Genomic DNA, 7,052 nt, shown 5'->3' on the forward strand with positions numbered 1-7,052 from the left:
AGAAATTGATTGTGGGAAACAACAAATTTCCATAAATTTCTATTAGTTTCTACTAATTTCAATTTTTTTATAATAATATCTCCCTATCTCCTTAATCTCCACATCTCCTTTTGTTACACCACCTGAACGCTTACCATTTGGGAAACCATCCTCAAAACTTCACTCCCTGAATTTTTCCTAACCCTTACTACAGAAGTATAGGCAGGTCTCTCAAGCCTTCATTCTTCTGCAATTTCTGCCCACTTTAGTCTGAGGTCTGATGTCTATAGTCTACTGTCTGAATCACAGAGATACATTGCAAATGACGATTTTGGACACTCTTATCCTCTGGAAGGCACAGGCTTCCAGCCTGTGTGATACAGGTAAGATGCCTGTGCCAGCATAACTCAGGCAATATCAACAAGTTCGGGAGTATTTTCAGATGAAAGACTTTAAATGATATTTATTCAGTTTTATCACTATCCTTGTTTAGAATAGATGGTGGTCTGTAGAGATTAAGAAGGGTATTGAGGAAAGAGGTAATCCTCTCAATAGCATCGTCTATCTGATGGATGGTTTCTTGAACCACTTCATTCTCCTTAGGAAAGGTCATCTTGAGGTAGTAAATCCCTGCCTTTACTACAGTCAAGGGGTTTTTTATCTCATGGGCTGATTCAGAGGCAAGATGGGCGGCAAGAGCCATCTTCTCCTTTTCCATAAGCTCTTTCTCTTTCCTCATTATCTCCTTTTCCTGGTCTTTTATTTTATCTATAAAATATCCACTTATTACAGCTATCCCCAAAAAGAAGATACATCTACCAATTATAATCGAAAGAACATAGCCTCCATCCTTATAGAGAGTAATCCCTATTTTCCCTACCGGGATTGGAGGTAAAATCATAAAGTATTCAAGGGATATCAAAAGTGAGAAAAGAAGGCTGGATAAAGCAGCAATAATGATAGCCCCTCTTTGCGAGAGAAGAAAAGAGGCACCAATGATAACAATAGTGTAATTGAGTGGGCAAATAGCCGCGGCTAAGCCACCCTGAAGATGCACCGAATAGGTTATTGCCATAAGGTCTGCAGTTAGTGAGGAAAAGGAAAGAAGAAAAAGGCATCTTTTACTCTCTTTGCAGACTTGCTTGCTTAAAAAGAAAAGAAAGACAAGATTTAGCAATAAGATAATTGTGGTTATATAAAGGATGGGGTAATTTAAGGGGATGGTTTGGGTAGATGCCCTTAACAAAGCAAGAGCAAGAGCAAGACTATATAGAATAACCCGGATATAGATTCCATATCTGTTCCAACCAATTAATCTTTCCCTTTGTATCTCTTCAATATCTATACTCATATCTTTCCCCTGAAAATAGGAAGTAGAGAGTAGAAAGTAGAAAGTAAAGAAAACATCACTCCTCACGCCTATCTCCTTACCTCCCACCTTCTATCTCCTACCTACTATTTTCATCCTCATTTGTGAACCCACGGTTCATGAGCGTTTCCCCTGAAAATAAGAAAGTAGAAAGTAGAGAGTAGAAAGTAAAGAAAACATCACTCCTCACGCCTATCTCCTTACCTCCCACCTTCTATCTCCTACCACTATTTTCATCCTCATTTGTGAACCAAAGGTTCATGAGAGCCTCTCCTGAAAATGTTCGTAAGTCATTGATTTGCAAGAATTTATGAATTTTCGACTAAAAACTTTTTTTCACCACGAAGACACGAAGAATTAAACAACAAATCTTTTAATTTCCTTTAATTCTTTCTTCGTGAACTTCGTGGTCCCTTCGTGCTCTTCGTGGTTTATTTTCATCTCCCTTTGTGAGCCGCAGGTTCATGAGCGTTTCTCCTTTCGATATCTGACTTTTAACCATATAGGTCTCAGTGTAAAGTTAGATTTTATAGTAAGTATTAACCAAAAGTTCACATTAGTATTGTTGATAGTTGATGGTTGATAGTCTATGAAACTATTAACTATAAACTATCAACCATCAACCCTGTTGCTATATCTGTTCTATGAGGAATTTTCGTTAATAACTATTATATACCCATAATTTCAAGCGTGACAAAGCACTGGTCTACTTCCTCGCTTTCTCACCTGCTCACTTTCTCATTTGCATAATCTCCTACACACTAAAAAGTTACTTACCTTTATTACACAGACCCACAGCCAATTTGTTTGCATTGTTTATAACCAGGATTTTAGCCGCTGGGTCTTTTTCTAACCAGTTGTCTATAATTCTCTGTGGGTCATCAATGGGGAGTGTCCCAATTTCTTGCAGGTCTTGATGGTTATACTCAGAATAAACAAAGACTTTACTCACCCTTTGAAGGTAGTTCTTGAATCTAAATGCCTTGTAAAGACCAAAGTCGGCATCTTTTTCTTTAATCTTACTGGCAATGTTCTCATAGTTTTGTTTTAAAATAGGTAAAAGTTTTGGGTCATCATGTATTCCACCTTGAATGTTTGCGAGCCAGAGAACCTCTGTTTCCCTGTTCACAACCTGTTTGGTCAACTCTAATGACCTTTGAGCAACATAAAATGTTTTATCTTCATCCTTGCCCGGACTTACGATAAGATATTTGGTTGGATTTGTTGTAAAACTCATAGATTTATCAATAATTTTAATTCCTTCACAAGTAACTTCCTTTACTTCTCCTGCCTTTGCCCAGATTATCTCTTCATTTCCGACAAAGGCTAAGGCAAATACATATCTGTTCTTGATGATTAATTCCATTCCTTCTAACATATCTTCGGCGATAGGATTTTGTCTTTTTTGAGGCAATGGGTGCCAGGGATGTCTTCCATAGATAGAATCCTCTTCGACAATCAAGGCACAATGATTTTGACGGATAGTTTCAAAAGAGCAGATACCGGGTAAAAAGTTTTTAACTGGATTGCTATATCCTCCAAAATAATGGGGTTTCATACCAGAGACGACAATAAACATATCGCAGGACATCGCTTTTTTATTTACAAATACCTCTGTTTTTCGCCAGGTAGTGCCAATATATTCAAATTCATCATTATTTGTGGATTCATTTATGGCTATATCGAAATTTAAGGAATATGAATTAACGATACCTCTAATAAATTCACAAAGTTCAAGGTTATGTAAAGGTTTATGGGTGCCAGTGGCAATGAGAACCTGAATAAAATGGGCTTTTTTTAATCTTTCACATAAAGGTTTGAGAATCTGTTCTCTGGGTTGTTTTCGGGTGCTATCGTCCAGGATGATACAAACTCTTTTCTCAGATACAATATCTTCCAATTTTGGTGTTGCGGCTTTTAATGCCCGTTCAAAAGTTTCAAAAGAGGCTTTTTCGCCGCTTATTTTCAGGCTAAAAAAATTAGCTAAATTTGTATCCGAAATAAATAATCCCATTTCTTTTTCGCCATAATCTAAATTAACTTTCATCATTAAAAATTATAGCATATAAAATGGATATTTAGCAAGAATTTTTTGACCCATTACACCCGTGGACTTTTTCCACTTGACAAATTCTAATTTTTTGATATAATAGTGGTGGTGTGAAAAAAATTGCTATTTTAGGTTCGACGGGTTCTATTGGGATAAGTGCTTTATGGGTAATAGATAAATTCAAGCAATATTTTGAAGTCGTGGGGTTAGCCGCTAATAAAAATGTTGATTTATTAGAAAAGGAAGTCCGAGAATTTAATCCTAAAATAGTATGCCTATCAGATGAAGATGGGGCAAATAAGTTAGTTCAAAGATTAAAAAACCATCCCTGTAAAATAGTTAGTGGACAAATGGGATTGATTGAAATTGCTTGTCTAAAAGAGGCAGATTTGGTCATCTGTGCGATTGTAGGTTCAGCAGGTTTAATCCCTTTAATAGAGGCCATTAAAGCCAAAAAGCAAATTTGCCTGGCAAACAAAGAAAGCCTGGTTATGGCGGGTAAGATAGTAATGGAGATTGCTCATAAAAATGGAGTTAAAATCTTACCAGTGGATAGTGAACATAACGCTATATTTCAATGTTTAGAGGGGAAACTGACTAATACGATTAAAAGACTAATTTTGACAGGTTCTGGTGGTCCTTTTAGAGAAAGAGCGCATCTGGAAAATATTACTCCAGAGGAAACTCTTAAACATCCTACCTGGCAAATGGGGAAAAAAATCACTGTAGATTCGGCTACCCTGATGAATAAGGGACTTGAAGTTATAGAGGCACATTACTTATTTGGTGTTCCTATGTTGAATATCAAGGTAGTTATTCATCCGCAATCTATAATTCATTCTCTGGTAGAGTTTGTAGATGGTTCGATTTTAGGGCAAATGTCAATTACAGATATGAAAATTCCAATTGCTTATGCCCTTTCATATCCAGAAAGACTAAAAGAGGTATTACCTTCTTTAAATTTAACTCAAATTAAATCACTTACTTTTGAAGAGCCTGATTTTGATAGATTCCCTTGTTTATCTTATGGCTATGAGGCTGGGGAAAGAGGTGGAACTCTACCTGCAGTGCTTAATGGGGCAAATGAGGTTGCGGTCCATAGATTTTTAAATAAAGAAATAATGTTTATGGACATTCCTGATATTATCAAAAAGGTGATGACTAAACATCAAGTTATTGAGAATCCCACCATAGATGAAATTTTATCCGCAGATGCGTGGGCAAGAAAAGAAGCAAGTAGCGTGTAAAAAGAGAAGAGTTACAAATCACCAATGGAATTAAAAGCAAGTAATTGGTCAGTGGTAACGAATTACCATTCACCAGTTACCATTTACCAACGAAAGGAGAGATAAATAATGAGTATAATAATTATTACAGCAGTTGCCGCTCTATTCGTATTCGGGATGGCAATTTTCTTTCATGAATTAGGTCATTTTCTAGCCGCAAAAAGAGAAGGAATAAAAGTAGAACGTTTCTCTATTGGATTTCCACCAAAATTATTTGCATTTAAACGAGGAGAGACAGAATATCGTATCGGAGCTATTCCTGGAGGGGGGTATATTAAGATGGCGGGTGAAAATCCTGAAGAGGAATTAAAAGGCGAACCCTGGGAATTTCGCTCAGCGTCAATTAAAACACGAATGAAGATTGTCCTTGCCGGTCCTTTATTGAATTTTGTGCTCGGATTCGTGCTCTTTTCCCTCATTGCCATACTGGGCATCCCAACCTATTCAAATATTGTCGGTAAAGTAGTAAAGGACTCACCAGCACAGAAAGCCGGAATATTAGAAGGAGATAAAATCATCAAAGTAAATAATACTTTAACTAATAACTGGCATGAACTATCAAAAGTCATCCTTGAGTCGTCAGGTATGATAGAATTAACTATCTCCCGAAATGACAAAATAATAAAGGAAAAGGTAAAAATAACTAAAGATATAGAGCTGGGTATTTCTCCTTATGTTTCAACTCAAATCAAAAATGTGATTATAGGGTCGCCGGCATATAAATCTGGATTAAAGGAAGGGGATATCATTACATCTATTAATAACCAAAAGGTTTCACAATGGGAGGAAATGACACAGATTATTCGGAAAAGTCCTGGTAAAAAGTTAGCACTTAGTGTTCAGAGAGGGGAAAAACAAATGGAGATTAAAATAATCCCAGCCGCTAAACCAGATTATGACCCGGAGAAGAAAAAGGAAATAAAAGTTGGTTCAATTGGTATCACCTCCTGCCACCAGCAATATCGGGTTAATCCTTTAGTCGCTTTATGGCAAGGATTACTTCAAACATTAGCGACTATCCAGCTTATTTTTGTTATCATGGGGCAACTCATAATCGGTGGTCTTTCTCCTAAATTACTTGCTGGACCTATCGGTATTGTTCAAATGAGTGGTGAACAGGCACAATTAGGATTTACTGCCTTATTGAGTTTCCTTGGAATGTTAAGTGTTAATCTGGGTGTAATTAACCTTCTGCCTTTGCCAGTCTTAGACGGGGGGCATGTCATATTTTTAACCATAGAAAAGATACGCGGGAAAGCAATGTCAACTAAAACCCAGGAAGTGATTCAAACGATTGGGATTACGATTATTATCGCTTTAATAATATTTGTCAGTCAAAATGATATCAGAAGATGGATAGGATTACAATGAGACCAATAAAATCAGCACTAAAATTTATCTAACCGTTCACCGCAGAGACGCAGAGAAAAAATTAAAATCTATTGGTAACTATTCAGCCACAGATGGACACAGATAAAACACTGATTTTATTTTTTTATCCGTGTTAATCAGTGGCTGAATAGTTACTTTATTTCTATGTCTTCTCTGCGAACTCTTGCGTCTCTGCGGTAAAGGACTACCTGAACGGTTACGGGCAATAAAGGAGGGGCGAGATTGTGACCAAAGGAATACACCGCAGACAAAAACCTATCTGGAAAAGTGTTCGTAAACCAATAGCACCACCAACTAAACCTCATAGCACGAAAAAAGGCAAAAAAGGCTATGATAGAAAGAAATGGAAATATGAGGATACATCCGATATTTCTGAGGATATCCCCCCTCTTTTAGCCACGAAGATACTAAGACACAAAGTATAAGTTTTAGTAAGCGTTCAGCCATCAGGTATCAGCAATCAGTTAACATCCAGGAAATCAGGATAGTAACAAATCCTACAATTTTGCGTAAAGGGTGTCTATGTGTCTGGTAGTCTATGTAACCCAGACACTTAGACACTCAGATACCAGACTACCTGAACGGTTACAAGTTTTAAACCCTACTCATTCCTCGCTACTGTTATACGGGTTAAAGATGGTATTAAGAATAAACCTTCTAAAAAATCGGGGTTCGAGGTTCGGATTTAGGGATTAGGGGATTCTTTTATTCCCGAACCCCCAATCCCGAATCCCTTTTTTCGTATCTTAGTAACCTGATGGTTAAATATAGCACTTATTATTCAAATATGTCCTTTGGCTTGCCTTCCCCATTTTTTATGATAAAATGGGAAAAAATAGAATATGAAAATTCGTAACCGTTCAGGCTATATATCAAAAGTGTAAGAAAGGGGATAAGGAGATAAGAGTGATATGGAGATAAGATAATAGAAATAGATTGAAATTTATAGAAATAGGTAGAAATTGATTGTGGAAAA

Annotated in this window: 7 protein-coding genes; 3 read left to right on the forward strand and 4 right to left on the reverse strand. The window is 36.8% G+C overall.

Translation table 11 applies throughout. The features are described from left to right. Positions 1–442: 442 nt before the first annotated feature. From AB1422_14430 to AB1422_14440, 3 genes are all read right to left on the reverse strand, one after another. A complete protein-coding gene (locus AB1422_14430; GenBank protein MEW6620509.1) occupies positions 443–1,417 on the reverse strand; it encodes a histidine kinase dimerization/phospho-acceptor domain-containing protein in 975 nt (324 codons plus the stop codon). 10 nt (positions 1,418–1,427) lie between these two features. Further along, positions 1,428–1,559: a hypothetical protein gene (locus AB1422_14435; protein MEW6620510.1), complete on the reverse strand. Its 132-nt coding sequence runs from the start codon at positions 1,557–1,559 to the stop codon at positions 1,428–1,430. Between the two features lie 558 nt (positions 1,560–2,117). Next, positions 2,118–3,398 (reverse strand): lactate racemase domain-containing protein, encoded by a 1,281-nt coding sequence (locus AB1422_14440; GenBank protein MEW6620511.1) that lies wholly within the window; start codon positions 3,396–3,398, stop codon positions 2,118–2,120. Positions 3,399–3,508: 110 nt separating this feature from the next. On the opposite strand from AB1422_14440, the gene AB1422_14445 reads away from it, so the two are divergent. The 3 genes from AB1422_14445 to AB1422_14455 all read left to right on the forward strand — a co-directional run bounded on the left by AB1422_14445 (position 3,509) and on the right by AB1422_14455 (position 6,501). Further along, positions 3,509–4,645, forward strand: coding sequence for a 1-deoxy-D-xylulose-5-phosphate reductoisomerase (locus AB1422_14445; protein ID MEW6620512.1), 1,137 nt, complete (start codon positions 3,509–3,511; stop codon positions 4,643–4,645). A 108-nt stretch (positions 4,646–4,753) separates the two neighbouring features. Continuing rightward, complete coding sequence (gene rseP / locus AB1422_14450; protein ID MEW6620513.1) at positions 4,754–6,055, forward strand: RIP metalloprotease RseP; 1,302 nt, start codon at positions 4,754–4,756, stop codon at positions 6,053–6,055. A gap of 245 nt (positions 6,056–6,300) precedes the next feature. Continuing rightward, on the forward strand, positions 6,301–6,501 hold the full coding sequence (locus AB1422_14455) for a hypothetical protein (GenBank protein ID MEW6620514.1): 201 nt from the start codon (positions 6,301–6,303) through the stop codon (positions 6,499–6,501). Between the two features lie 352 nt (positions 6,502–6,853). Here the strand turns inward: AB1422_14455 and AB1422_14460 are convergent. Then, positions 6,854–7,052, reverse strand: a 199-nt coding sequence (locus tag AB1422_14460) for a hypothetical protein (protein ID MEW6620515.1), incomplete at its 5' end; no start/stop codon positions are given.

This window comes from bacterium (assembly GCA_040757115.1).
Classification (GTDB): Bacteria; UBA9089; CG2-30-40-21; order CG2-30-40-21; family SBAY01; genus JBFLXS01.

Bases quoted from the DNA above. Each gene is read 5' to 3' on its own strand.
- AB1422_14440 (MEW6620511.1), bottom strand. From the start codon at position 3,398: ATGATGAAAGTTAATTTAGATTATGGCGAAAAAGAAATGGGATTATTT.
- rseP (MEW6620513.1), top strand. From the start codon at position 4,754: ATGAGTATAATAATTATTACAGCAGTTGCCGCTCTATTCGTATTCGGG.